This window comes from Paenibacillus phytorum (genome assembly GCF_013141715.1).
Taxonomy (GTDB): Bacteria; Bacillota; Bacilli; order Paenibacillales; family NBRC-103111; genus Paenibacillus_E; species Paenibacillus_E phytorum.
In genome coordinates this window covers 100,085-123,838 of the sequence record NZ_WHOA01000023.1, presented here as the reverse complement: position 1 = coordinate 123,838, position 23,754 = coordinate 100,085, and the positions used below count along the sequence as shown (strand labels likewise).

Annotated in this window: 30 protein-coding genes; 9 read left to right on the top strand and 21 right to left on the bottom strand. The window is 44.1% G+C overall.

The window, feature by feature from the left end:
• Window positions 1–167: 167 nt before the first annotated feature.
• Both trxA and GC098_RS03725 read right to left on the bottom strand, forming a co-directional pair.
• Entirely contained in the window at window positions 168–482 is a 315-nt protein-coding gene (trxA, locus tag GC098_RS03730; RefSeq protein ID WP_057307540.1) for a thioredoxin, read from the bottom strand.
• A gap of 142 nt (window positions 483–624) precedes the next feature.
• Window positions 625–1,008: a MerR family transcriptional regulator gene (locus GC098_RS03725; protein WP_029194766.1), complete on the bottom strand. Its 384-nt coding sequence runs from the start codon at window positions 1,006–1,008 to the stop codon at window positions 625–627.
• Window positions 1,009–1,218: 210 nt separating this feature from the next.
• Between GC098_RS03725 and GC098_RS03720 the strand changes: the two genes are divergently transcribed.
• Entirely contained in the window at window positions 1,219–1,362 is a 144-nt protein-coding gene (locus GC098_RS03720) for a YqzM family protein (RefSeq protein WP_156410805.1), read from the top strand.
• A 114-nt stretch (window positions 1,363–1,476) separates the two neighbouring features.
• On the opposite strand, the gene dnaI is transcribed toward GC098_RS03720, so the two are convergent.
• From dnaI to GC098_RS03705, 3 genes are all read right to left on the bottom strand, one after another.
• Window positions 1,477–2,427, bottom strand: coding sequence for a primosomal protein DnaI (dnaI, locus tag GC098_RS03715; protein WP_171641064.1), 951 nt, complete (start codon window positions 2,425–2,427; stop codon window positions 1,477–1,479).
• Between the two features lie 118 nt (window positions 2,428–2,545).
• Complete coding sequence (locus GC098_RS03710) at window positions 2,546–4,066, bottom strand: replication initiation and membrane attachment family protein (RefSeq protein ID WP_171641061.1); 1,521 nt, start codon at window positions 4,064–4,066, stop codon at window positions 2,546–2,548.
• Between the two features lie 171 nt (window positions 4,067–4,237).
• A complete protein-coding gene (locus tag GC098_RS03705) occupies window positions 4,238–4,594 on the bottom strand; it encodes a winged helix-turn-helix transcriptional regulator (RefSeq protein ID WP_171641059.1) in 357 nt (118 codons plus the stop codon).
• A 127-nt stretch (window positions 4,595–4,721) separates the two neighbouring features.
• Here GC098_RS03705 and GC098_RS03700 point away from each other — a divergent pair, with 127 nt between their 5' ends.
• Window positions 4,722–5,756: a zinc-binding alcohol dehydrogenase family protein gene (locus GC098_RS03700; RefSeq protein WP_246358403.1), complete on the top strand. Its 1,035-nt coding sequence runs from the start codon at window positions 4,722–4,724 to the stop codon at window positions 5,754–5,756.
• A 61-nt stretch (window positions 5,757–5,817) separates the two neighbouring features.
• Here GC098_RS03700 and GC098_RS03695 read toward each other — a convergent pair whose 3' ends face one another.
• Both GC098_RS03695 and GC098_RS03690 read right to left on the bottom strand, forming a co-directional pair.
• Window positions 5,818–6,675 (bottom strand): alpha/beta fold hydrolase, encoded by an 858-nt coding sequence (locus GC098_RS03695; RefSeq protein WP_312879979.1) that lies wholly within the window; start codon window positions 6,673–6,675, stop codon window positions 5,818–5,820.
• 90 nt (window positions 6,676–6,765) lie between these two features.
• The gene (locus tag GC098_RS03690) at window positions 6,766–7,050 is read right to left on the bottom strand and encodes a YuiB family protein (RefSeq protein ID WP_171641056.1); all 285 of its coding nucleotides are present in this window, start codon (window positions 7,048–7,050) and stop codon (window positions 6,766–6,768) included.
• 190 nt (window positions 7,051–7,240) lie between these two features.
• On the opposite strand from GC098_RS03690, the gene hemQ reads away from it, so the two are divergent.
• Window positions 7,241–7,987 (top strand): hydrogen peroxide-dependent heme synthase, encoded by a 747-nt coding sequence (hemQ, locus tag GC098_RS03685; RefSeq protein WP_171641054.1) that lies wholly within the window; start codon window positions 7,241–7,243, stop codon window positions 7,985–7,987.
• Between the two features lie 164 nt (window positions 7,988–8,151).
• Here the strand turns inward: hemQ and GC098_RS03680 are convergent, their stop codons facing one another.
• A complete protein-coding gene (locus tag GC098_RS03680; protein ID WP_029194771.1) occupies window positions 8,152–8,433 on the bottom strand; it encodes a hypothetical protein in 282 nt (93 codons plus the stop codon).
• A 27-nt stretch (window positions 8,434–8,460) separates the two neighbouring features.
• The gene (locus tag GC098_RS03675; RefSeq protein ID WP_047681609.1) at window positions 8,461–9,651 is read right to left on the bottom strand and encodes an NAD(P)/FAD-dependent oxidoreductase; all 1,191 of its coding nucleotides are present in this window, start codon (window positions 9,649–9,651) and stop codon (window positions 8,461–8,463) included.
• 414 nt (window positions 9,652–10,065) lie between these two features.
• Between GC098_RS03675 and GC098_RS03670 the strand changes: the two genes are divergently transcribed.
• Entirely contained in the window at window positions 10,066–11,067 is a 1,002-nt protein-coding gene (locus tag GC098_RS03670; RefSeq protein ID WP_171641052.1) for an NAD(P)/FAD-dependent oxidoreductase, read from the top strand.
• A gap of 311 nt (window positions 11,068–11,378) precedes the next feature.
• On the opposite strand, the gene GC098_RS03665 is transcribed toward GC098_RS03670, so the two are convergent.
• Entirely contained in the window at window positions 11,379–11,534 is a 156-nt protein-coding gene (locus tag GC098_RS03665; protein WP_082562636.1) for a sporulation histidine kinase inhibitor Sda, read from the bottom strand.
• Window positions 11,535–11,874: 340 nt separating this feature from the next.
• Here GC098_RS03665 and GC098_RS03660 point away from each other — a divergent pair, with 340 nt between their 5' ends.
• The gene (locus GC098_RS03660) at window positions 11,875–12,036 is read left to right on the top strand and encodes a hypothetical protein (RefSeq protein ID WP_029194774.1); all 162 of its coding nucleotides are present in this window, start codon (window positions 11,875–11,877) and stop codon (window positions 12,034–12,036) included.
• Window positions 12,037–12,181: 145 nt separating this feature from the next.
• On the opposite strand, the gene GC098_RS03655 is transcribed toward GC098_RS03660, so the two are convergent.
• The 5 genes from GC098_RS03655 to GC098_RS03635 all read right to left on the bottom strand — a co-directional run bounded on the left by GC098_RS03655 (window position 12,182) and on the right by GC098_RS03635 (window position 14,448).
• On the bottom strand, window positions 12,182–12,763 hold the full coding sequence (locus GC098_RS03655) for a glycoside hydrolase family 73 protein (RefSeq protein WP_246358402.1): 582 nt from the start codon (window positions 12,761–12,763) through the stop codon (window positions 12,182–12,184).
• Window positions 12,764–12,912: 149 nt separating this feature from the next.
• Complete coding sequence (locus tag GC098_RS03650) at window positions 12,913–13,191, bottom strand: hypothetical protein (RefSeq protein WP_171641050.1); 279 nt, start codon at window positions 13,189–13,191, stop codon at window positions 12,913–12,915.
• Between the two features lie 80 nt (window positions 13,192–13,271).
• Window positions 13,272–13,619: a VOC family protein gene (locus tag GC098_RS03645; protein WP_171641048.1), complete on the bottom strand. Its 348-nt coding sequence runs from the start codon at window positions 13,617–13,619 to the stop codon at window positions 13,272–13,274.
• 136 nt (window positions 13,620–13,755) lie between these two features.
• A complete protein-coding gene (erpA, locus tag GC098_RS03640; RefSeq protein WP_029194777.1) occupies window positions 13,756–14,127 on the bottom strand; it encodes an iron-sulfur cluster insertion protein ErpA in 372 nt (123 codons plus the stop codon).
• Between the two features lie 132 nt (window positions 14,128–14,259).
• Window positions 14,260–14,448, bottom strand: a complete 189-nt coding sequence (locus GC098_RS03635) for a Spo0E family sporulation regulatory protein-aspartic acid phosphatase (RefSeq protein ID WP_312879978.1) — start codon at window positions 14,446–14,448, stop codon at window positions 14,260–14,262.
• Window positions 14,449–14,780: 332 nt separating this feature from the next.
• On the opposite strand from GC098_RS03635, the gene mqnE reads away from it, so the two are divergent.
• Window positions 14,781–15,884: an aminofutalosine synthase MqnE gene (gene mqnE, locus GC098_RS03630; RefSeq protein WP_376773826.1), complete on the top strand. Its 1,104-nt coding sequence runs from the start codon at window positions 14,781–14,783 to the stop codon at window positions 15,882–15,884.
• A gap of 44 nt (window positions 15,885–15,928) precedes the next feature.
• Window positions 15,929–16,993: an NAD(P)/FAD-dependent oxidoreductase gene (locus GC098_RS03625; protein WP_171641044.1), complete on the top strand. Its 1,065-nt coding sequence runs from the start codon at window positions 15,929–15,931 to the stop codon at window positions 16,991–16,993.
• Between the two features lie 2 nt (window positions 16,994–16,995).
• Here GC098_RS03625 and GC098_RS03620 read toward each other — a convergent pair whose 3' ends face one another.
• Window positions 16,996–17,250: a YuzB family protein gene (locus GC098_RS03620; RefSeq protein WP_057307555.1), complete on the bottom strand. Its 255-nt coding sequence runs from the start codon at window positions 17,248–17,250 to the stop codon at window positions 16,996–16,998.
• Between the two features lie 95 nt (window positions 17,251–17,345).
• Here GC098_RS03620 and GC098_RS03615 point away from each other — a divergent pair, with 95 nt between their 5' ends.
• A complete protein-coding gene (locus GC098_RS03615) occupies window positions 17,346–17,591 on the top strand; it encodes a NifU family protein (RefSeq protein ID WP_056829608.1) in 246 nt (81 codons plus the stop codon).
• 65 nt (window positions 17,592–17,656) lie between these two features.
• Here the strand turns inward: GC098_RS03615 and GC098_RS03610 are convergent, their stop codons facing one another.
• The 5 genes from GC098_RS03610 to GC098_RS03590 form a co-directional block, all read right to left on the bottom strand.
• A complete protein-coding gene (locus GC098_RS03610; RefSeq protein WP_171641042.1) occupies window positions 17,657–18,448 on the bottom strand; it encodes an SDR family oxidoreductase in 792 nt (263 codons plus the stop codon).
• Window positions 18,449–18,455: 7 nt separating this feature from the next.
• Complete coding sequence (locus tag GC098_RS03605; protein WP_171641040.1) at window positions 18,456–19,166, bottom strand: Cthe_2314 family HEPN domain-containing protein; 711 nt, start codon at window positions 19,164–19,166, stop codon at window positions 18,456–18,458.
• Between the two features lie 37 nt (window positions 19,167–19,203).
• Window positions 19,204–20,160, bottom strand: a complete 957-nt coding sequence (locus tag GC098_RS03600; RefSeq protein ID WP_171641038.1) for a DMT family transporter — start codon at window positions 20,158–20,160, stop codon at window positions 19,204–19,206.
• Complete coding sequence (locus GC098_RS03595) at window positions 20,157–21,920, bottom strand: UbiD family decarboxylase (protein ID WP_171641037.1); 1,764 nt, start codon at window positions 21,918–21,920, stop codon at window positions 20,157–20,159. Before GC098_RS03595 ends, GC098_RS03600 begins: the two co-directional genes overlap by 4 nt.
• 134 nt (window positions 21,921–22,054) lie before the next feature.
• Window positions 22,055–22,954 carry a COX15/CtaA family protein gene (locus GC098_RS03590; protein ID WP_171641035.1) on the bottom strand — a complete coding sequence of 300 codons (900 nt, stop codon included), beginning with the start codon at window positions 22,952–22,954 and terminating at the stop codon, window positions 22,055–22,057.
• A gap of 245 nt (window positions 22,955–23,199) precedes the next feature.
• Here GC098_RS03590 and GC098_RS03585 point away from each other — a divergent pair, with 245 nt between their 5' ends.
• Window positions 23,200–23,721, top strand: a complete 522-nt coding sequence (locus GC098_RS03585; protein WP_171641033.1) for a general stress protein — start codon at window positions 23,200–23,202, stop codon at window positions 23,719–23,721.
• Window positions 23,722–23,754 lie beyond the last annotated feature (33 nt).

Below are 23,754 nucleotides of genomic sequence, written 5' to 3'. Positions count from 1 at the left end.
GCAAAAACTTACACTATATTTCCCCGCCAAGTTCGGGAGTTCCCTAGTTACCTAAGTACTCCTAATTTAAACGCCCCCCTATTTTCAGAAAACAAAAAAAAGCTCTTTTTCAGCATAGCAGAAAAAGAGCTTTTTCTCACGAACAATTGTTTCTAGTTTGTAACAAATTATTGATGACGAGAAACAACATTTTTCAGCGCTTCTTTGGATTGGAAACCAACCACTTTATCAACAGGCTGTCCGTCTTTGAAAACGATCAATGTTGGGATACTCATAACACCAAAGCGAGCAGCAGATTCTGGATTGTCATCCACGTTTACTTTTGCGATTTTCAAGGACTCAATTTCTTTATCAAGCTCTTCCAAAACGGGAGCGATCATTTTACAAGGTCCGCACCAAGGTGCCCAGAAGTCTACAAGTACTGTACCTTCTCCTTCAACTTCGGCTTTAAAGCTGTTATCAGAAACATTCACGATTGACATGATAGTTCCTCCTTCTAAGAATGGATTTGATTTATAACATCAAGTAGTACCTAGCTACCGATGAACGTCAACATGTAAAGTATACCACACCAGTGGGTCATTTCAACCAAGCCATAAGTTAGCAAAAAGGTTGAAATTAGATCTACTTAGCAGGTAAACCTACAGGCAGCCCCTGAAGTCTTTGCTGCTCGATATAAGCAATACGATCCTTCAAATTAGCTTGCAGCAGCTGCAGCATCTTCATCTGTTGTTCGATTTCTTCGAGCTTCTCTGTGTAGAGTGGCAGCAAATCATCGCACATCGACTCCTGATTTTTCATGACGCAGTTCAGAAAGCTTTCAATTTGTTCGGTCGTAAAGCCTAAGCTCAAATAAAACTGAATGGTCTTCACGCGCTCAACAGCCATCTGGTTGAACACCCGATATCCGTTTTCTTCACGCTGTGTCGCGATTAGCCCTTTCGCCTCATAATACCGCAAAGAACGAATGCTGGCTCCGGTAAGCTTGGATAACTCACTAATCCGCATGGCCTTCACCTTTTTCCTTTTCCTTGATCAAGTAAGGATGATCTCATTGTAAACCATGACACTAATGTTAGAGTCAAGTCTTATTTAATACTTTCCGCTGCTATCCGTTATTGTTTGCACAATTGTCACTTTGATAAGCTTTACAACTTTCGACGAATTTGGGTATACTAAACTTAAACATACGAATGTCGGACGTTGGGGGGTAACCACATGAGCGATCCTAAACACCCTGAGCTTCACGTGTACGAAGAACCGCGTAATGATTTCATGGATGTAGGCATTGGGTTTGGCGCATTCTTTGGCGTATTGTTTCTAATTGCAGCTATTGCAACCGTGATTCAAGTTATGAAATAGGAATGTCCAAGCCTGAAAGAGAACCGCTTTGCACTCAGTGTGAAGCGGTTTTTCATGCCAATTTTTAATAATTTAAAAAAGCTTTACAGATGAACTCATCTGTAAAGCTTTTTATTATTTCCCGCGCTTGTTCGTACCTGTCACCACAACCACATCGACAAAAGGTCGAATACGGTCCATAATCCGCTGTCCCTTGTATTCCTCGTCACCATCTTTATTCGTGAAGCTGAAATGCTTTTCCAAATCAGAGAGTGCGTAATTGGATGTGAAAAAGGTCGGCTTACGATTCATCCGATGATTAACGATAGCGCCAATAACATGATCTCGTAGCCACGGATTCAAATTCTCCGCGCCAATATCATCGAAAACTAATAAATCCGTATCCTTCAGAAGATCAATCGTTTCCTTAAGCTTGTAAGGCTCCTGGAACATACCCTTCAAGTCCTCGGCAAAATCCGGCATATAGACGATTGCACCTGTCATACCGACTTTGGCCAGTTGGTGCAGCATATAGCCCATTAGGAACGTCTTCCCCGTTCCAAATGATCCGGATAAGTAGAGTCCTCTAGTCTGAAGCCCCTCTTCCATGGTCAGGCTGACATAGTCGTTAATTTGCATAACGGCTTTCGCCCGATCTAGATCCGTTTCAAGGATATCTCCAAACGAGTAACTGCGCGAAATCATCCGTGGATCCACGTGAAAGGTGCGGATTCGGCTGCTAATGGCATCCTGCAGCTGCTTCGCGTTGAACTTCTTGCAAGCTACCTTTTCCTCATGAACAAACGACTTTTCATTGACGGAATCGGCTGTTAACATCGTATAATGCCCTGTCATATCATTCGGACAGTTTTCTAAACCTGGACAGTTCGAACAGTTTTTGAACTCTGTCACATATTGATACAGCTTGTTCATATTAATCTTAATGGTATAGTCATCGACAAATGGATACTTTTGACGAAATTTATGAACTAAGGCGTCATCCATGACAACTTTAATTTTCGCTTCTGCCTTCCGTCTCCATTCGGATTGCGGCATTGATTTGAGTAAGTGAGAAAGGGAATCCATGCTTCCTGCACCTCCTAATAATTCTCTAGTTCGTTGTTTAAAACAGCATTCTCCGATACTTTTCTTTACGATTGCGTTAGTTTTCGTTACATCAAAGGCAGACTGAGACCCCTAACCGTCAGCTCTTCCGATTAAAGCGCTCGTCCAGCTTTTGCGCCATCCGTCTCGCGGCTTCCAGCTCTTCATCCGTCAGCCTCGATGCCGCCGCTGTGCCGGCATCCGGCACAACGATCGGTATGTGAGGCTTCTGCGTCTTGCCTTGTCGGCCTCTAGTTACAGAGCCACCGCCTGCTTTAGCGGCCTCAACCTTGGAAGCAGCCTTCTGTTTGTAGCTGATTTTCTCACGCACATATTCCACTGCTTGTTCGTAAGTGACAATTTGCTTGCCCAGCATATCCGATGCGACCGCCTCAATCGAAGACTTGGCCCATGAGCGGCGGTCGATATGTAGGAAGTGGATCAAGACATTAATGACTTCCTCTTTCAATCTGTAATTCAAATCAATCTTCTCAAATATATTAAGTACACCGTCCGGAATGGAGCCCTGAGTAAAGAACATTTTCAGAACTGCCGTATACGGCTCATTTCGCATAATGTAATTGTATTGATGATCTGTACATTCGCCTCGCAGCTGCTGCGGCACTTCTAGGTAATAAGCCATCTCAACTGACTTGTCTCCAGACGTGTCTAGCATATCCTCATTCGCTTCGCCTTCCGACTTCTCTTCCGACCTGGACAACGTGCGCTCTCGTTCCTCATCCCGTTTCTTGCTCTGTCTGTAGAACAGATTCGCATTATACTGCATAAGATCCATCTGCAGCTCGCCCTCTTCGGTGAATGCGCCATCCTCATCCAGCAAACGGCATGTTTCCTGAAGCGATAGGTTGTATTTTTTCGCCACGATATTAATTGCAGCCATCTGATCCGGTTTATGCTTGAGAGCTTCAACGAAAACGCGATTACTCGCTCCTCGCGGGAACCTCATAATGATATCCGCATACTGGAAGCCTTTGGTTGTCACATCCATGCGAGCGTCTCCCTGTTTACTGGCCGAGGCCTCATACAGGGCTTGCTCCAGTTCGTAGTCAACCACCTGAGTATTGAGGCGGAATAGATCATAGAACGGAACAGACAGGTTCTCTTCACTCGCATCATGGCACTCTTCCGGCTCCGGCGAGAGCAGCTCTTCCCGAAGGGACAGGAGCATGAACTTACCGACCTTATCGCGGAGCAGCAGCGTCAAATGCTGATTGCGGAAAAACTCATTGGGCCCTAGCGGAGGGAACAAGGTATACACGAAGACATAGTCTTCTTCACCCGGAAGAAACTTGCGAGTTGTCTGCAGGAGCCCTATGGCTTCAAGCTTCGAAGATTGCTCTATTAGATATTTGCGTCCTCGCTCCCCCTGCTCAAGCTCGAGCAGAAGAAATAGCTTTCGTTGTTGTTCCAACGGCGAATATCCGACTTTTTCTGCACTCATCTGCAGATAAAGTGCTTGATAGAGACTAATAGCCAAACCGCCGATCATAGGCTGATACATAATTGCTAACATTTTATAATCCAGACTGCTCAAAGAAAACTCACGGTTCACACAAAACCTGTGGTTCTCGGTGAAATGCAGCATATTCGTCATTCTCATTCCGTTACAGCACCATCCTGCCTCAACCGATTGCAGCTATGTAAGCTTCTCGGTTTCTCTCTATTAGTCTACCACAAAAATCGACACGCTTGGTATCTACGAGAGAAAGATAATATTACCTAATCTGAAAAAACCAACCTTTCGGACGGCAAAATTCCGACAACTTAGCCATTAGACGCGACACTCCGACTTGTTTTTGTAAGCATTGCCCCAATCTTTCATAAGTAAAATAATAGGGACCAATGTTTGTCCGAAGTCAGTCAACGAATATTCAACCTTTGGAGGAACTTGATGATACACCTCGCGGTGGACAATGCCGTCCTCTTCCAGTTCTCTTAATTGTAGAGTCAGCATTCTCTGCGTAATGGATGGACAGATTCTTCTGAATTCATTAAATCTTTTGGTCCCTCCAATCAGGTGATATAAAATAACGCCTTTCCATTTGCCTCCGATAACATCCAATGTATATTCAACTGGACAGCCTTCATCATTATGAAGGTTGCCGTACCCGCTTTTACGATCACGCATTACGATTCAGCTCCTTAACAGTATACAAATTGATACTACATAACATTATTGTGCGTACTTACTATTTTAAAACGAATCGATTAAACTAACAACAAAGAACAATTATTTAAATGAGGAGATGGGAAATATGATTGCAAAAGAGACTATGAAAGCAGTAGGTCTATATAAGTATTTAAATGTGGAGCATTCGGAAAGCTTGATTGATGTGGAAATTGAGAAGCCGGTTCCTATAGGTAAAGATCTCCTTGTCAAAGTTAAGGCTATTTCTGTAAATCCAGTCGATACCAAAGTAAGGGCTCCAAAAGATAAGACTGAAGTACCACCAAGAATCCTGGGGTGGGACGTCGCGGGTGTAGTGGAACAAACAGGACCGGAATGCACATTATTTCAACCAGGCGATGAGGTTTATTATGCAGGCAGCATTACACGCCCGGGCGGAAACAGCGAGTTTCATCTTGTCGATGAACGTATCGTCGGAACAAAACCGTCAACGCTTGATTTCGCTCAATCGGCAGCACTGCCATTAACAGCCATAACAGCTTGGGAGGCACTGTTTGACCGACTAGGTGTGTCCCACAATAAAGACGTTAACGCTGGTAAGATTATTTTGATCATAGGTGCTGCTGGGGGTGTAGGATCCATTGCAATACAACTAGCGAAGTATGCCGGCCTGACAGTAATTGGTACGGCTTCCCGTCCCACTTCGATCGATTGGGTGAAAACAATGGGAGCAGATCATGTCATCAACCACCACAATTCTTTCGTTCCTCAATTGAACGCTCTCGGCTTACAGCATACCGACTATATCTTGTGTTTAAATAGTACGGAGCAGCACTGGCAGAACATGGCCGAAGCGATTGCGCCGCAAGGCAAAATTTGCTCCATCGTTGAGACGGACCATCCACTCAATTTGACTTTGCTTAAAAATAAAAGCGTAACGTTTGTCTGGGAATTAATGTTCACCCGCTCGATGTTCCAAACGGCAGATATGATCGAACAACATAAACTGCTAAATGAAGTAGCCCAACTAATCGATTCTGGTACCATCCGTACCACTTTGGCTGTAAGGATGGAGCCTATCGATGCAACAAATTTGCGGAAGGCCCACGCTATGATCGAAGCAGGCGACACAGTTGGAAAGGTTGTTTTGGAACACTTTTAATTTCGGACTTATTAAATAAAAACAGAGCCTGTTGAGTTTTCTCAACAGGCTCTTCAATCTATCAAAGTGGCAGCTGACTTTCCTTGATGTCCTCGCCATACATGTCTGGGTTCAGCTTCTTTGCAATCGCTAAGTCCAACTGTATACGCTGTGTCTGAATATCTTCCAGGCTGTCCACCCAAAGGCGGATCAAGTCATTCATCTTTGAAGGGTTTTTAATCGGAATTTGATGCTTAGCATCCTTTATGAAATAGAGGGAGCTATGCGGCAGCTCTTCATGGAGTATGTTCGCATACCGATGAAATGTGCGGTCCTTTTGACCATAAATCAATAGGATCGGATGCTGGATCCCCCGAAGACGGCGCGTACAGGTGTAGGTAAGGGCCTGTTCATAATACGGCTTCACATTTTTGGCATCATCGCTAACGGAGCTTTGGTACAGTGCGTGATAAGTAGAAGCATTATCCGCATTCCCGAAGGTGATCGCTTTTTTCAACAAATTCATAAAGAGACCAGAACCGGCCATCCGCGCGGCGAGCCATACCCTGCTTTTGTTATAAGGATCTGTTAATTCCGACATCCCGCTAACCATTATTCCCCCAAAGAAACGTTTAGGGTACGTAAGCAGCGCTTCCAGCACTAACGCGCCACCTGTGGAATAACCACATAAGAACGCTTTTTCAATACCCAGGTAATCTAGCAATTGTCTTATATCTTCAACAATAAGCGCATAGCTAAATGTACGTTCTGAAGACTTGCTCGCACCATGCCCTCTGATATCAAAAGTAATGACTTGGAAATGGTCCGAAAGCTGCTCTCTTTGATAAGCAAACGTCTGTAAGGTTAATAATGGTGGATGAATAAAGACGATTGGGGTGCCAGTCCCCGTAATCTCAACATTCAATTGGGTTCCGTTCACATGGGCCAAAGGCAAAATAGTCTCCTCCGAAAGGTCAATTTAGGCAACTCAACCTTAGAGTGACCAGTTCTGCCTATTTCTATGAGAACCTTAAAACATTTTGAAGCCTCTAATCCGCAGCGCTTTAATGGCCGATCCACTTAAAATAGCGCCAACTAAACCACCGATAGCCGGAACAATATCAACAATTGTGAAGCTCTCTCCGCTGGAAAGAAAAGACGCCTCTCCTATTGAACCATAAATAACAACACCAATAACCAGAGCAATAAAAGCATAAAGTGGAAACCATGTTGTTTTCATTAGCATATTCAAAATAAACCCGATCCCAAAAAATAACACTATCATTAAGACAGTGGCAATGACCATTTGTAACAATGTATGTTCCCCCTTAACAATGTAAGAAGCCGTTCATCTATCTGACTTCCTTATAATTGTAATCCACGAAATGTCACAGGTAAAGTGTACACAAATTGAACATTTCCCTCTTCACCCTTTGTTCATTTGCCCTTTCCCTATGAATTGGATACAATGTAGGGGATATTAGCCCTTGAATGGAGGAAAACCAATGAGTGAAGCCGTACAAACGCTGGAAGGCTGGTATGCGCTCCATGATTTCCGTCTGATCGACTGGAACGCATGGCATGCCGCAACCCCTCAGGAGCGTAAACACGCAACGGACGAGCTGAATACATTTCTGTCCCAGTGGCAGCAATTCGAGAACGATAAACTAGGCAGTACTGGCGTTTATAGCATCGTTGGTCAGAAAGCCGACTTTGTATTCATGCAAATGCGCGAAACGCTTGAAGAACTGAATGAATTGGAAAATACGTTTAATAAATCAAGCTTCGCCGCTTTTACAATCCCGGTCTATTCCTACGTATCCATTGTAGAATTAAGCAGTTATCTAGCTAAGCCAGGTGTGGATCCTTCGGAAGATCCGGAAATTCAGGCCCGCTTGAAGCCTATCCTGCCTAAATCGAAGCACATCTGCTTCTATCCGATGAATAAACGTCGCGATGGCAATGACAACTGGTACATGCTCCCTGCAGAAGATCGCAAAACAATGATGCGCAGCCATGGTATGATTGGGCGCACATACGCAGGTAAAGTCAAACAAATCATTACCGGTTCCGTAGGACTTGATGATTGGGAGTGGGGCGTAACCCTGTTCTCCGATGATCCTCTTCATTTCAAAAAGCTTGTTTATGAAATGCGTTTCGACGAAGTGAGCGCACGTTTCGGTGAGTTCGGAGACTTCTACGTCGGTAACCTGCTGACACCTGATAAATTTGTTAAATTAATTCAAATTTAAGAGATAACTCAAGAGTGAAGGACTCCGTGTCCTTCACTCTTTTTGCATCCCTGTACAATCAACATTGTGCACATTTTTGGAAGAGGGTAAACAGCCATTGCAGATGAATGAAGCAAAAAAAAGAAAGCTTGCTCAGTGAAGAGCGAAGCTTTCTTATCAATGAATTACTCCTCATCCTCGTCGTCACGCAGGGCAGCCTCTAATTCAGCTTCCATCTGCGCTTTACGAGCCAGATACGCTTCCGTATCACGGTCACGCTGACGACCTTTTTCCTTCAAGCGTTCAATCGCAGGAAGAATGAGGATATCAATTTCCTTTTGCACAACGGCTACATGATCATAACGTTTCTCAGTCTCTAGAAAGTGACCGACCTCGATCAAGGCATTGTAACGATCCAGTTCATCCCGGGTAAGAAGTCCTCTTACTTGGACACTGCAGTGCCGCATGGCGATCCCCCCGTTTACTAATGATGACTAGAAACGTCCCTTACGTATAACAAGTGGAATACCGCCGATAATGTAGAGGTATCTCATATCAACCACTTTTTTCATCATGGCTGCAACGTTACCTTTAAGCTTACGGGAACCAACGATACCAATGGCTTGACCTTTACCTAAGGAAGCAACTGTACCTTTGTTGGAGTACTTGAAAGTTTTCATTTGCGAACCGCGAATGGAAGCAATCAGGTTGTGCGCAACAGCTTCACCTTGCTGCATAGCGATTTGAGCTGTTGGAGGATATGGTCTTCCTTCATCGTTCATCACGATGGAACAGTCACCAACAACATAGATGTTATCGAAACCTGGCGCATGCAGGTGCTCATCAACTTTAATTCTGCCTCGCATCGTTTCGAAGCCAGCTTCATCAAGCATATGGTTACCGCGGATACCGCCTGTCCAAACAACTGTAGCTGCTTTGATGAACTCATCGCCAGCGATCAGAACACCTTCAGGTGTACATTCTTTAATTGCTGTACCGATTTTGAAAGTAATGCCTTTGTCAGTCAAAACTTTCATCGCATACTCAACAAGCTCAGGATCGAATCCTGGCAGCGCTGTTGGAGCTGCTTCAATATTATAAATCTTCACAAGAGAAGGATCCACGTCGAATTCTTTGCAAAGCTGTGGAATACGGTCAGCAAGCTCACCAATGAACTCGATGCCAGTAAACCCTGCTCCACCGATAACGAATGTCAGGTAATCTTTGCGATCTGGCTCACGCTTGTACTTCGCGAATTGATATTCAATATGTTCACGAATGAAACGAACGCTGTTGATACTGCGGATGTTCAATGCGTTTTCTTTAAGACCTGGAATACCGAAAGTTTCAGCTTCGCCACCAAGACCAATAACCAGGTAGTCATAGGAAAGCGTTCCATCTTCGAGAATAACCTTTTTCTCGTGCGGACGGATTTGTGTAACTGTCGATTTCACGAAATCAACTTTAAATTCATCAATCAATTTCAAAATGTTCACGCGTGCATTTTCAGGATTATCTGTCCCTGCAGCAGGCATGTGAAGATGGGTAGTAATGTAATGATAGTCATGTTTGTTTACAAGTGTTACATCAGCTTCATTGTAATTTAATTCTTTTTGCAAACGAATTGCGGATAGAATCCCGCCATAGCCTGCTCCTAAAATAACGATTCTTGGTATTCTACTCATTTCTCTCTCACTTCCATATCCGTATTTATAGTCCTATGGTTTCTCTATCTTGTGAAAAATTACACAAACAGCTTCAAAAGTAGTATACTGCCTCTAGTTTGCACTCAGACGCAGCGAATTATGATGAAACAGGATGAAATTAGTCACAACATGCGTAAACTGATTCTCATGATATAATATAATTTTCATAAGTAAATATCAAGTCCTATTTTGGCTTAAAATAAGGCATAAGGACCTTTCTAGCTTGTCCAACTGTGGCAAACATAATTTATCGTATATATAAGCGATTTATATAAAGAAATCTCATTTTTCTGTTTCCTTCATTAGAAGAGACGTTTATAATGGAATAATGATTGTGACTGTACTCAGGAGAATCACACACATCAAAGGAAATGAATCGGAGGAGTTTAATCAATGAACGAGAGAGAAACTAGTCAAGACATCGTAGACATTATTGTTATCGGTGGTGGTCCTGCTGGAATGTTCGCATCTTTCTATGCGGGTATGCGCCAAGCATCTGTAAAGATTATCGAAAGTATGCCGCAGCTTGGTGGTCAGCTTGCAGCTTTATATCCGGAGAAATACATATATGATGTAGCTGGCTTTCCAAAAGTAACCGCACAAGAATTAGTGGACAACTTGTTAGCTCAGATGAAACACTTTCAAATCAACACTTGCTTGGAAGAGAAAGTACACCAAGTGATCAAAAAAGAAGAGCGTCTCTTCGAAATAACAACAGACAAAGGCACACACTTGAGCCGCGCTGTTATTATTTCAGGTGGGGTTGGCGCATTCGAACCGCGTCGTCTTGAGTTACCGGAAGCCGCGCAATTCGAGAAGAAGAACTTGCATTACTTCGTTAGTGATTTGAATGCATTCGCTGGCCAAAAAGTGTTAATCAGCGGTGGCGGCGATTCAGCTGTTGACTGGGCATTAATGCTTGAGCCTATCGCGGAGAAAGTCACGCTTATCCACCGTAGAGATAAATTCCGTGCACATGAGCACAGCGTAGAAAACTTGATGAACTCCAAAGTAAATGTTGTAACTCCTACGGAAATCACTAAACTTCACGGTAGTGACCGCATTGAGCAAGTAACACTTAAAGATATCAAATCTGGCGAAGAAACCGTGCATGATGTCGATGCTGTTATCATTAACTTCGGCTTCGTTTCTTCCCTTGGTCCGATCTCCGAGTGGGGCCTTGAGATTGAAAACGGCTCAATCGTTGTTGACTCCAGAATGGAAACAAACATTCCAGGCATCTTCGCTGCTGGAGATATCACAACTTATCCTGGGAAATTGAAACTGATTGCTGTTGGCTTTGGTGAAGCACCTACTGCAATTAATAACGCTAAAGTCTATATTGACCCTAATGCCAAGCTTTCGCCAGGACACAGCAGTAACTTAAAATTTTAATCTTCTCAAATAAAATGGGGTATTCTAAACCTAATCTACGGATTAGGAGGAATACCCCTTTGTCATATATATGTCCAGTTTGCAACGGCCTACAGGAGCTGAATACTGAGTGTCCTGTTTGTTCACAACAGATGAATGATTGCGGGAAATGGAGTGACTATCTAGGTCCCTACTCTCCTTATCGAGAGATTGATGATATCTCCATGTCAGATGGGACACTAGGATCACAGAATAATCAATGCCTTCATCTGGTAAACTGCGCCGACTGCCACCAGAATTTTACCATCCAAATAACTTCATGATGAAACTCTCTAGTTTAGCGGGGTTTCATCCTTGATGTAGACGTGCAGTTTTAAATTACGTCTCTGTATTTCTGCGAGCAACAGGTCAACAAAATCTGATTCCAATCTCAAATCTAATGCTTTGTAATAAGAGTCGATCAATGTTTCGTCACTAATTTGTCTCACTGAAATCACCTTTATTCTATAATTTGTAATTATATTATCATGGGGGGAAAATTAGAACAAGCGTTCCGTTATCCACAGATACCTGTGCATATCCTGTGGGTAGATTGTTAATATGTCCCATAAACGCACTGTATTTCTAGGGGATACTGTGTATAAAGTTATGCACACGCTAAACTGCCAGTCTGCCGATAAAAAAAATTGATCGAAATAACGGAAATATTTTACGTTCACTTAACAAATCCTTAAGATTGTTCACACAATTGAAAAGAAATTTTAATCGTCATTTAATATTCATAGCCTACAATGATAATAGAAAGACAAAAACAAAGGAGCGAAAGATATGATCGTCTACGATATTGTACTAAATGGTGAAATTAAAGAAACGATTAAGCCACGTAAGAACCGTTTGAAAGAAATTTACGCATTTATGCTAGAACAAAGTAAGCTCATGAAAGCCAAGTATGGTGATAATGTTAAAATTAAAGGCCGCATGGTGTATTAGGGATAAGCAACCCGTTATACACTTGCGGCCTTTTCTCTTCCATGCCATTAGATGATCCCTTTGCGATGAAGAACTGTTAATAATCGATAGAAATCATAGCTCCCTTTCTCCGGAGTATCGATTAATGAGGCTTTGACCGCAGCGTCTACAGCAGCTTTCGCCCTTGCGGTACGACCTCCATCGCCGCTTGCTCCTCTAAGGAACTTACTCTATTTTGTAAGGCTACGATTTGTTCCTGCAGTTTCTCTAACATACGAACGACCTCCTCATCAAAGTGAGTTAAACCATAGGTTTGAATAATCGTATTCAGTTTACTAGCATAAGAAGGATCCGTTGCATATCCACTGCTTTGCAATGCTTTCACTTGCTCACCAGGACTTCTCGCCATCCTGACACTAGCATAACGAGGGGATCCAAAAAGTAAATCCTGATCACGAAACCCTGCCTCAAGCGTAAGATATGCGCGAAAATCTCCAGGTACGTTATCATAACGTATACCTCCAATGACTTCCCATGTTGTTGTTGAAACGCGATCCCCCTGCCAATAGGGTGTTAACACCCCAGTACCAACCTTATATCCGACTAGATTGTTCCACGCGTTCAAATTGCCCCCGGTCTCATGAATGGCTTGCGCGATTCTCACTGAAGGATAGATCGGTGAGTTCTCTAAGCGAAGCTTCACTGCAATAGGTGCAATCATCTCAATAAATTCCTGTCTAGTAGCCATCGACACACCTTCTTCTTATATCACTAGTAAACTAAACCTTTCAATCTATTCTATTCTTTCCATGCTTAAAAGGGTTCCGCTAGTCATTAGTTTTTTGCAAATAATGTAAAAAAGGCTCCCACAAGTGCAACTATCCTGCACTCGGGAAGCTAATGAATCCAATAACCAATCAACATCATAAGTAATCCAAATATAGCCGAATATCTCTTAATCGTTCGGTTCGTCTTCGGGTGAAACAAAAGCAGCCAAATAATAAATCCAATAGGAATTAAAATACCAACTTTTAAATTGAAAGTACCTAAAATGTAATACCCAACTAATTTCAACCCTAAATATCCTTCGTCTTCTTCCCTATTTCTGTAAAACAGCATTAATACGAAAATGACAACAATTGTAGAGATGATTGAAACATTAAAATTCCAATTCACTTATAGGATTCAACTCCTCTCACCAACTGCAGGAATTCCTTTTTATGTATATTGTATCACTTGAAATTACATGCATAAGACTAATCCTTGATCTCTATCCTGTTTCCTTCTGGATCAATGATTACGCCAATTTTCCCCCAATTAAATGAATGTACATCGACTTTCACACCGCGATTCAATAGCTCCAAAATTGTATCTTCAAAATCATTTACGTTGAACCTTATCACTGTAGGGTTTTGCGCTCTAGTCTTTGGTGTTGTTGATGCAGTGCCATTATCCTCAATCATTAAATAACTGCCACCAAAATCAAGTACAGCTAAATCACTTTTTTGTTCACGAATAGGAAGACCAATCTTCTCCGTGTAAAAATTTAAGACTCGTTCGTAATCTTCGCAAAATAAAATGATACCTGATTCACGTAGTTTCATGATTTACTCCTCCATTTCCCTATTTATCCCTATTATACCATTTAGCACTCATCTCTCTTTATTCTTTAACATAAAAAAACCTCCAAGCTTCTGTGTATTAACATCAACACATAAGCTTGGAGGTTGTAATCACGTATTAAGCTTCGACTTTATCGTCGCACTTCTCAACTAAACCCTCTTCATCCTTCACTTTGAAGGATGAGCCACATCCACAGGAAGCTACTGCGTTCGGGTTGTTAATGGAGAACCCGCCGCCCATGCCTGCGTCTGTGTAGTCAATTTCAACACCGTATAAATATTTGGAGCTATCTTCGTCCACAACGACCTTGAGGCCATGAATGGTGAATACTTTATCGTCATCCTTCTGCTCATCATCGAAGCCCATGCCGTAAGAGAAACCACTGCAGCCTCCAGCTTTGACACCTAGACGCAAGAACAGGTTCGGTGATTCTTCAGAAGATAGAAGCTCTTTAATCTTATCTGACGCTGATTCACTAATGTTAATCATAACGGAAATCCCTCCCTAAAGTTCTCCTTATGGAAAACTGGCATTATACTAAGTTTTCGTAATGCTTACTATCAAGTATACTCCTATCTGGTGCATTGCTCAAGGGCAGCTGCGCAGTCATTCTTAGCCATTTCAGCCATACTTACGGTTATGTCTTATCGCATAATATTGTAACAGCAATTGATCGAGCTCTCGACTGCACTGCTGCACTTCTGGATGAAGGAAGCCGTATGCCGTACCTAAGGAAACCATGTGGCCTCTAAGCTGTTCTATTTCTATATTTAATCGTTCCTGCGGTTCGGTCACGAATACTGGTATCACGATATAATCACCTTTAGCCCTACGTAATCACATTGCAATAGTATACAGGAATTTGTTAATATTGGGAATAACATTTCCTAATATAATAGGAAAAATCATGTCCTATTTGCATATTGTCAATTTATCTCCATCTAAATGATATTGCCCCTCCCAACACGTAGGTTTATAATGGGATGGATGGATTGCACGTATAGTGAAAAGCGATGTGAATTCCTGAACCGAACTGGATGAACAGGTACGCGAGCGTCTCACACCGCAAAACGCATTTGGTCCTTATGTAGCTGAATGCGTCGATTCAGTATGGACTTTATTTACTATTCAGAGGAGGAATAATGATGAGTGTTGTGACTACAGACCCGGTCAAACGGATGGCCGAAATTGCTGACAAGGTTGAGAACAATCAACGTCTATCTATGGAAGATGGGCTATTTTTGTATGAATCGGACGATTTACTAACCATCGGTCAATTAGCAAACAAAGTTAATACACGAATGAACGGAAACAAGGTTTATTTTGTCCAAAATATGAGTTTGTACTTTACGAATGTGTGCGAGGAGCATTGTGCTTTTTGTCATTTCCGCCGCGACGAAGGTGAAGAAGGATCATACACACTGACACCTAGTCAAATGTTAGATTATGTAGCTGAAAATTTTAATCCAGAAATTAAAGAATTTCATATTAGCCAAGGGCATAACCCGCATTTGCCTTTTGAATATTATGTGGATTGTATCCGCCAATTGAAGCAAGCCTACCCAGACGTTACGATTAAAGCTCATACGGCGGCTGAAATTGAATTTTTCTCGCGTATCAGTGGTCTCAGTTTCCGAGATGTCCTCAAAACACTAATGGATGCAGGCTTATCCACTCTTCCAGGAGGAGGAGCCGAAATTCTGACTGAGCGCTACCGGACTAAAATGAAAGTTGAAAAAGCGTCCTCGGAGGAATGGATTGACGTGCATCGTAACGCTCATTTGCTCGGTATGAAAACTCACGCAACAATGCTGTACGGCTCAATTGAAACAAAAGAGGAACGCATTCGTCATATGCTGTTGCTGCGTGAACTCCAAGATGAAACAGGTGGCTTCTTAGTATTCATTCCGAATTCCATTCAACCGGCAAGCAAAAACGCAGGACTCAAGCAACGTGTACCTGCTTGGGATGAACTCAAAACCATTGCGATTAGCCGATTGATGCTGGATAATTTCCCACATATTAAGGCTTATTTCATCAACATTGGTACAAAATTGACCCAGCTATCCTTCGCTTTCGGTGCTTCGGATGCACATGGTACGATCGTGAAAGAGAAGATTTCTCATGCTGCTGGAGCTTTGTCACCAGAAGGTCTTACACGTGATGAACTCGTTTATCTTATTAAAGGCGCAGGACGAGTTCCTGTTGAACGCGACACCTTTTATAATGAAATCAGAGTATATTAGTCATACTAGAGAAGAGATATTGTTCAGAAGGGATATTGGATGGAATGAAAAAGTTCGTGATTCTTGGAGGAGGTTATGGCGGTTTGACCATAGCCTTAAACATGCTGGAGAAGGATTTACCAGAAGATACACTACTCGTACTAATTGACCGAAGCCCTTTTCAAGGGTTAAAAACAGAATATTACGCACTAGCCTCAGGTACGATTGCTGAAACTCATATTCGTGTTGCCTATCCGAATGACCCACGTCTGCTTCTAACATTCGGTGAGGTTTCTAGCGTCGACTTGAACAACAAGCAAATTCTTTTTGAAGATCAAGAACCGCTTTCGTACGACTGGTTAGTTATTGGTCTGGGTTGTGTGGATAGTTATCATGGAATTGTCGGTGCTAAAGAGTACTCTTCCAGCATCCAGACTCTTTGCCAGACACGTGCTACCTACCAGCGCATTAACGACATTGCGCCATATGGACAAGTCTCCATTATTGGAGGAGGTCTAAGCGGTGTTGAAATGGCAGCTGAGCTCCGTGAAAGCCGGGCTGATTTGAACATTCGATTGATTGATCGTGGTCCAAGCTTACTTTCTGCTTTCCCGAGCAATCTGCAGCAGTACGTTCGCGAATGGATGACGGAACATCATATTGAGCTCCGTCCTCAAGTATCTTTAGTCCGCCTAGATGGTGGAGATTTGTACAACGGGGATGAAATTATTAAAACCGATGCTACGATCTGGACAGCAGGCATTCAGCCCAATCCAATCGTAGAGGCTTTGAATGTACCCAAAGACCGCCAAGGCCGGATCCTGCTTAACGAGTATCATCAAATCCCAGAGTATCAAGAAGTGTTCGTCGTAGGGGACTGTGCTTCCCTGCCGTTCTCTCCTAGTGCGCAAGCGGCACAAGCCCAAGGCAAGCAGATTGCCGAAGCCATGCTGTCGATTTGGAAAGGCGATACACCTCGTCTTGGTAAAATCAAACTTAGAGGTACACTGGGTTCACTAGGTAAAAAGGCCGGCTTCGGCATCATGGGTAAACGTACGTTAATGACGGGTAAAATCGCTCGTGTACTCAAAAGCGGTGTACTCTGGAAGTCGAAACGCCACTTCGGGTAAGATTAGTCTCCAAGAAGTTCGTACATTGCTTCTATTTCTTTAATCCGGTTTAAAATGCGCTCGTGGAGAGCATCGGCGCTTTCAGCTGCAATGATTTCGCCATTCACAAGCGCATAAGGTTCCATATAGCACTGTCCGCAATTGCCTAGACAGCCGTATTCCATGACGTCGAAGTCAGGATTTTGTTCCAAGGCTTTCATGACTTTATCAGTTCCATGGTGCATATTACTGGCACAAAACTCAATGATTGGTCTCATTATATAAATTCCACCTTATGTTGATATTCAAGCCCACAACCATTTTCATTTAAACATTATTGTAATATAATAATAGAAGAAAGGAGATGAATCAAATGACTGAAAAAACAAAAGAAGTAATTTATGATGAAGTCCTTGAGGTTTTAGATAAACTCCGTCCTTTTCTACAACGCGATGGCGGTGACGTAGATCTCGTTGATGTAGAAGACGGTATTGTGAAGCTGAAACTTATGGGTGCCTGCGGCAGCTGCCCAAGCTCAACAATCACGTTGAAAGCTGGTATTGAGCGCGCATTGGTTGAAGAGGTTGAAGGCATAACAGAAGTCGTACAGGTATTCTAATTACGACTATATCATAAGAAAGAGCTTACCTCTATGGTAAGCTCTTTTTGCATATATGATAAGGACTAGTTTTTACGCTGGTTAAGCACCGGCAATGGTTGGATCGGATCGAGGCCCCCAGAAATATCCATAATATTTCCAGTAATAAAATCAGATGCAGGTAAACAAAGGAAATCAATGACTCTAGCTACATCTTCGCCCGTCCCAGGTCTTCCTACCGGTGTTTCCCCATCAACCTCCAGACGCGCTTCTTGCATCGTCCGTTCTTTGTTCTTACCTCGAATATCGCCAGGGCATATCATATTGACTGTGATCCCATGACTCGCTTCTTCTTCCGCCAATGTCTTCGTGAAGGAAACTAAGCCTACCTTAGCCGCCGCGTATACGGCGCGATGCGTCCAACCCCTAGCTTCAGCCGCCTTGCCGAATCCAAAATGGATGATTCGTCCCCAGCGTCTCTCCCGCATCATAGGCAGAACCAAATGATCAAGCTCCATGACGCCAAGCAAATTGCCGCGCATCAGATACTCAATCTCATCGACGTTATAATCAGCGAAAAAGCGCCGCTCTCTGAAGAAAGGTCCGGCATTATTCACGAGTATATCAATCGGACCGAGCTTAGAGGTCGTTTGTTCCACCATACGTATAATATCTTCACGTTTAGCAACATCCCCTTGGACAGCTACGCTGCGAACACCCAGATCTTCCAATCGAAGGACGAGCTCAGAGGCTTCCTTTTCACTATTTACATAATTGACAGCTACCTGACAACCCCGCTGTGCTAGGGTGATCGCGGTCATTTTGCCCAAGCCTTTGGCGCTGCCTGTAATAAGAACCGTTCGGCCTCTTAATTCCATGGTCCTCTTACCCCTTTGCAATACTTGCCGTAATATAAGAGAAAGCTATTGTTAAGGTTCGGCACACCATTTCAAATCCCTGCTGCAGATCAGCGACATTTGATTTCACATTTTCAACATGAATTCGTTCTCCTGGAATCGGTTCTTTTTGCATAAGATCATCCAGCATTTCAGCATTAATATAATGAATTTCCATATTACGTTGATTTCGCAATCGGTCTAATGCCGATTTATAATCCATTTTGAGATTATAAAGCTGGAGTTCCAGTGAACCGTGAATATGTTTTTCATGCATGCGGCGCAGTACGGTAAAGTACGAGAAACGAGACTTAAGCGTCTCTGTTTTCAGCTCGAATAGATCATTCATAAACGTGCCCAATTTGTCCAAGATCGAAAACAAGCGAATGAAGGCATTTTTATAAAAATAAACAAATCGATGATATTCTTCGACCTCTTGCGGGTTCATTTCCTCCAAGAATGCCTTACTGATATGTTCAGCGTAACGCTCACAGCAATATTTGCTCTGTTCCAGCTCATCCAAGGCATCGATAAACCCCTTGCTCCAGATCGCCCGTCTATGGTACTTGGGATACTCTGAGGCTAGGTGGCTATGCTCCTTAGATTCCAACAGCTCAATATACGTTCTCACCGCGTTGCCAGCGTCTAGAAGAAGTCCGCTATCGATTCGTTTCGGTTCATTGAACAATACTCGCAGCACGGGCACACCCCTTTTTCATCCTAGCAAATTTGTTCGGTTATAGCTTTGCTATTTGTTCGCTTAGCATTGTCTGTTTCACCTTCTGTGAACGATCCCGTTGCACTAAATACATAGCTGCCAAAACCCCAACACCACCCAAACATTGATACAGAGAGATAGACTCATGTAAAAAAATAAAGCCTGCAATAGCTGCTGTTACAGGAAGTAAGTATCCATAAGCAGAGGATTTGAACGGCCCTAGCTTAGCTAAGCTCCAGTTGTGTATAGAAAATCCTATGGCAGTAGCCAACAAGGAAGTGTAAATTAAACTGATCCAACCTGTCGAAGAGATGGCCGCATAATAGGCTGCGTCAGCACGCAAAAGTACGAAGGGCAATAACGAAAGCGCCCCCGCTGTCATTTCAAGCGAAATCAACAGCGGCAGCGGATAGCGCAATACAAGTCGATTCATACCGATGAGATAAATGGCTCCCATAACACTGCGCATCAGTAATAGGATATCTCCTTTAAACGTTTCTCCTCCAAGATGGAATCCATCAACCCCACCTGAGACTATGATGATTACACTGCATAAAGCTAATGGAATCCCTATAAGGATGCGCCATGTGAGCCTCACTTGACCAGCTATTAAAGCGAAAAGAACCGTTATGACGGGCATGAAGCCGCGTCCTAGTACAGCGCCATTCGCGGAGTTAGAAAACTGCAAGGCATACTGCAGAAGGGCTTCCATGCCAATAGCATTGAGAATGCCTAATCCACATATAAGGAGAAGATCTTTACCAGCAATCTGCATCTTCAGCGAACGCGATCGATAATAAAAGTAAGTATAGACCCACAAGATCGGAATCATACTTGCGAAGCGCAACCCGTTAAAAACGAGGGAATCCCACTCTCTTCCCCCAATCTTTAGCGAAGCTAAATTAATGCCCCAAAGGATATACACCATAACAAATCCTGCATGTGGATAAAAGGAACGGAGCCGATCCGCATTCATGCGAAATATTCTTTCCAGCGGCGATCCACGAGTTCCACGATATCTTCCCGCGGGAACAGCTCATCTGGGTATCCCGGTTTCATACGAGCATCAATCACAATCGGAACTTCATAAGCGATATGATGACGATTTACACTGGATTGCGCGTACATGTCACTTGCTGGATTGAAACGAGTGAACACGGTCCATAAGAACTTGGTTTGGTCGTTCGCGATGCCACTGGCATCATCCACTAAGATGACTAGCGGCCACTCGGTTAAGCGGCTGGCTGCATTCGCCAGCAGACGCTGTGGCAGCTCCGGCTCCGCCGCGTAAGATGCCCCTGAGACAAGCAGACATCCGCCGCAGTAAACGGTGATATCATGGATCTCAGGCAGCTCTCCGGTGGTGTAGGCTCTTGGCAGTTCGCGTACAGGGTCACCTGTGCCGAGAAGGACTGCTTTGCTGCCGTGATTAAGCTGGCCACCTGTATAATCAAGCGTATCATGCGATGTTTTGTTGAAGATGAATAGGTCACGTCCTGGATCAAAACGCTCCAGCACAGTTTCAAGCAGCTCAGTGAAGTTGGCCAAGACCGTCGGCTTGTCCGTGACGATCAAGAACTTGGTGAGTGACAGCTGACCCTCACCTAGAATGCGGAATGCCGTGCCAAGCGCCTCACGGCTATAGCTCTCACGGACGACGGCAGCTGCGAGCGGGTGGAACCCGGTCTCTGCATACGTCCAGAGATCTTTAACCCCCGGCATCGCCATCGGAAACGCGGGCTCGAGCAGTCTTTGCAGGAATTCGCCAAGGAAGTAATCCTCTTGGCGCGGTTTACCGACGATCGTTGCCGGATAGATCGCGTCTTTGCGGTGCCATACATGATTCACGTTGAATACCGGGAAATCATGGATGAGTGAGTAATACCCGAAGTGGTCGCCGAACGGCCCTTCGGCACGTCTCGTATGCGGCGGTACGGAGCCGCATATCGCGAACTCCGCCTCGGCCACGAGGCGGTGCCCCCCATGGGGGTTCTCCACCATGGGGAGCTTCTGGCCGAGGATGAGCGAAGCGAGCATCAGCTCGGGCAGGTGCTCGGGCACTGGCGCAATCGCCGAGGCGATGAGCGCAGGCGGGCCGCCCAGGAACACGGTGACGGGCAGCGGCTTGTTGCGTTTCTCGGCTTCATGGTAATGGAAGCCGCCGCCTTTATGTATTTGCCAGTGCATTCCGGTAGTGAAGTCATCATAAACCTGCATGCGGTACATGCCGAGATTATGATGACCGCCGTCCGGGTGCTCGGTGTAGACGAGCGGCAGCGTGACGAACGGGCCGCCGTCTTCTTGCCAGCTCGTCAGGACAGGCAGTCCTGCGAGTGGGTTGTCCTGCTTCAAGCCGCCGAGAATCGGCGCTTGGTTCGGTTGTACTTTCTTCGTTCCAACCTTCAGCAGATCCATAATGAGGGCACGTTCGCCCCAGAGCGCTTGCGGCGTTGGGGGCATTAACGTGCTTGTAGCGTTAATAACCGCTTTCATGAATTGCTCCGGTTTGGGGCCGAAGGCAAGATCAACGCGTCTTGTTGTCCCGAACAGATTGGAGACGACAGGGAATGAACTTCCTTTGACATTCGTGAACAGCAAGGCTGGGCCTTGCTCATCAATAACTCTACGATGAATCTCGGCGAGTTCTAAATTTGGGTCTACTGGAGCGGAGATTTCAATCAGTTGATTTTCGCGGCGCAAAATGTCTAGAAAAGCTCGTAAATTCGTTGGTACCATGTATGTTCCACCTTTGGCTGTGAGATTGTAGATGAGTAATTGTAAGTAAAAAGGAAATAGCCTTCCGCGTCAGAAGGCCTCCTCTACCGCAAAGGTAGCCCTGCCGTGCTTCCAAGGAGCTCGTCCGTCAGGTATTAAGCTTTGCGGTCATATAGCGTAAGTACGCATAAGTAACATAAGAATCCAAACATGCAAGAAACAATAACCGCGTGAATCATGCCGGTAAATAAATAAGCGACTTCATTCCCCATTGACCAGGTCACAACGGCACCGCTAATCACTTGAAGAGACACTAAAATTAGCGCCCATTTGCTGCCAAATCTTAGCTTGTCTGAGCCATGATAATAACGTTTGGCTTGTAAGTAAAGAAACAAAATACATATAAAAAGCAGTAATGCCGCTACACGGTGGGTAAAGACAATACCCGTTGCCCCGCTGAGTTCAGGGACTACTTCCCCATTGCATAAAGGCCAACCCGAACATCCACCTGATGAAACCGTGTGACGAACGAATGCACCCAGATAAACAACGACATAGCTGTAAATCGTCGTTATCCATACAAGGGCTTTAAAACTGCTGCGAATGGCCGTATCACGCTGGAATTGCCCCCAAGGCGTAAAAACAATGGCTAATAGCAAAGAAAAAGCAAAGGCCAATAAGGATAATCCAAAATGTAATGCCAAGACGAGTGAAGATTGCGGCCATACGACAGCCATAGCACCCATTGCTGCCTGAATGAGCGTCATCAATACCGTAGCAGAGATGAAAAATTTGGCATCTCTACGTTTCACATAACGAAATACAAGGATGAATGTAGCAACCAGGATTAACGTCACAATGCCGACAACCAATCGATGGCTGTACTCAATAAGCGATGAAATCGTATGTGCCGGGACGAATTTCCCATGACACAGGGGCCACTCATCTCCGCAGCCTCTACCTGCGTCAGCCTTCGTAACTAAGGCACCCATTGCAAGAATAAGAAACATGCCAATGGCGGAAAGATTCGCTAATCTTTGAATCAATTTTTGCATGATTGCACCTACTTTTATGTCGTGACTTCTGTTAATCATGTCGAATGATGTTGTTCCGCTTTCAATTATAGCTGTAATAAGTAGGCAAATCCATTCGCAATTGTTACAAAGCTCCGAAACCACGCGTTAGGCCGTCATGAAGTTCATAAGGCATTCAATGTTTCAACTTTTTGGACGAGGGTAAATAAAAGATGAGCACCAAATTATTGCGGTTCAACCAAAATCGATCGCAGGAGGTTTTATCTATGGGTAAGCACATTATTGGAGTATTCAATTCGGAAGAAGAAGCCATTCGCGTGATTAACCAACTCAAAGCAGAAGGCTACAGAGCAGATGATATCTCGGTTATTGGTCGGAATAACGAAGGCTTAAGTCACATTGAGAATGAAACTGAATCCAAAGCGGAAGAAGGACTTGCAACAGGCGCAGCTGCTGGCGGTGTATTGGGTGGCGTTACGGGATTACTGCTGGGTATTGGTGCACTCGCCATTCCAGGTATTGGCCCCATCATAGCAGCTGGACCAATTGTCGCGACTTTGACCGGCGCAGCCGTTGGCGCGGGTGCAGGCGGCCTTGTCGGTGGTTTGATCGGCTTAGGTATTCCCGAGAACGAGGCCAAGGATTATGACAATTACGTTAAGGATGGTAAAATCCTTGTCCTTGTCGAATCTGACTCGACCCGCGATCCTAAAGCCTATGAAACATTTCGCAATAACAAATCGTTGAATGCTAACACCTATACCCCTGAGTATGGGTATCGATCCTAGATATATACTTGGGTTAAAAAAATCTCTCTTTGG

Coding starts and splice junctions, on each gene's coding strand:
- trxA (WP_057307540.1), bottom strand. CDS start 482: ATGTCAATCGTGAATGTTTCTGATAACAGCTTTAAAGCCGAAGTTGAA.
- GC098_RS03725 (WP_029194766.1), bottom strand. CDS start 1,008: ATGCGGATTAGTGAGTTATCCAAGCTTACCGGAGCCAGCATTCGTTCT.
- GC098_RS03720 (WP_156410805.1), top strand. CDS start 1,219: ATGAGCGATCCTAAACACCCTGAGCTTCACGTGTACGAAGAACCGCGT.
- dnaI (WP_171641064.1), bottom strand. CDS start 2,427: ATGGATTCCCTTTCTCACTTACTCAAATCAATGCCGCAATCCGAATGG.
- GC098_RS03710 (WP_171641061.1), bottom strand. CDS start 4,066: ATGAGAATGACGAATATGCTGCATTTCACCGAGAACCACAGGTTTTGT.
- GC098_RS03705 (WP_171641059.1), bottom strand. CDS start 4,594: ATGCGTGATCGTAAAAGCGGGTACGGCAACCTTCATAATGATGAAGGC.
- GC098_RS03700 (WP_246358403.1), top strand. CDS start 4,722: ATGATTGCAAAAGAGACTATGAAAGCAGTAGGTCTATATAAGTATTTA.
- hemQ (WP_171641054.1), top strand. CDS start 7,241: ATGAGTGAAGCCGTACAAACGCTGGAAGGCTGGTATGCGCTCCATGAT.
- GC098_RS03680 (WP_029194771.1), bottom strand. CDS start 8,433: ATGCGGCACTGCAGTGTCCAAGTAAGAGGACTTCTTACCCGGGATGAA.
- GC098_RS03675 (WP_047681609.1), bottom strand. CDS start 9,651: ATGAGTAGAATACCAAGAATCGTTATTTTAGGAGCAGGCTATGGCGGG.
- GC098_RS03670 (WP_171641052.1), top strand. CDS start 10,066: ATGAACGAGAGAGAAACTAGTCAAGACATCGTAGACATTATTGTTATC.
- GC098_RS03660 (WP_029194774.1), top strand. CDS start 11,875: ATGATCGTCTACGATATTGTACTAAATGGTGAAATTAAAGAAACGATT.
- GC098_RS03655 (WP_246358402.1), bottom strand. CDS start 12,763: ATGGCTACTAGACAGGAATTTATTGAGATGATTGCACCTATTGCAGTG.
- GC098_RS03645 (WP_171641048.1), bottom strand. CDS start 13,619: ATGAAACTACGTGAATCAGGTATCATTTTATTTTGCGAAGATTACGAA.
- erpA (WP_029194777.1), bottom strand. CDS start 14,127: ATGATTAACATTAGTGAATCAGCGTCAGATAAGATTAAAGAGCTTCTA.
- mqnE (WP_376773826.1), top strand. CDS start 14,781: ATGATGAGTGTTGTGACTACAGACCCGGTCAAACGGATGGCCGAAATT.
- GC098_RS03625 (WP_171641044.1), top strand. CDS start 15,929: ATGAAAAAGTTCGTGATTCTTGGAGGAGGTTATGGCGGTTTGACCATA.
- GC098_RS03620 (WP_057307555.1), bottom strand. CDS start 17,250: ATGAGACCAATCATTGAGTTTTGTGCCAGTAATATGCACCATGGAACT.
- GC098_RS03615 (WP_056829608.1), top strand. CDS start 17,346: ATGACTGAAAAAACAAAAGAAGTAATTTATGATGAAGTCCTTGAGGTT.
- GC098_RS03610 (WP_171641042.1), bottom strand. CDS start 18,448: ATGGAATTAAGAGGCCGAACGGTTCTTATTACAGGCAGCGCCAAAGGC.
- GC098_RS03600 (WP_171641038.1), bottom strand. CDS start 20,160: ATGAATGCGGATCGGCTCCGTTCCTTTTATCCACATGCAGGATTTGTT.
- GC098_RS03595 (WP_171641037.1), bottom strand. CDS start 21,920: ATGGTACCAACGAATTTACGAGCTTTTCTAGACATTTTGCGCCGCGAA.
- GC098_RS03590 (WP_171641035.1), bottom strand. CDS start 22,954: ATGCAAAAATTGATTCAAAGATTAGCGAATCTTTCCGCCATTGGCATG.
- GC098_RS03585 (WP_171641033.1), top strand. CDS start 23,200: ATGGGTAAGCACATTATTGGAGTATTCAATTCGGAAGAAGAAGCCATT.